The sequence below is a fragment of the Massilia sp. CT11-108 genome, assembly GCF_047302915.1.
Lineage (GTDB): Bacteria > Pseudomonadota > Gammaproteobacteria > Burkholderiales > Burkholderiaceae_D > Telluria > Telluria orientalis.
Window position 1 is genome coordinate 1 of sequence record NZ_JBKYMO010001512.1, and the last position, 273, is coordinate 273.

The 273-nt window shown below is 65.2% G+C and carries 1 protein-coding gene; it reads right to left on the reverse strand.

Features of this window, described 5'->3' with window-relative positions; genetic code table 11:
- Nucleotides 1-270, reverse strand: a 270-nt coding sequence (locus tag ACEN88_RS35450; protein ID WP_413347082.1) for a porin, incomplete at its 3' end; no start/stop codon positions are given.
- Nucleotides 271-273: the final 3 nt, after the last annotated feature.

The following is a 273-nucleotide window of genomic DNA, read 5'->3' on the forward strand; positions in this document are numbered from 1 at the left end:
GTAGAAGGCCTTAAGCATCAGCGGGCCGTTCTGGTAGGCCATGGCGCCGGCAAGCTGCCTGCCAGCGTTGAAGTGCCCCGCCGTTCCGTTCAGGCCGGCTTGCGCGCGGAACGAGAAGCCACCCCAGGTCGGCGAGTTGTAGGTGATCGCCTTCTGGCGTGAGCCCCAGGTGCGGTTGGCCTGCAACGTCTCGGCGCCCATGTTCTGCAGACCCATCGGGTCAATCGACCATGTCTCGCCATCGGGAATGCCCATGGCCCGACCGAGCAACAG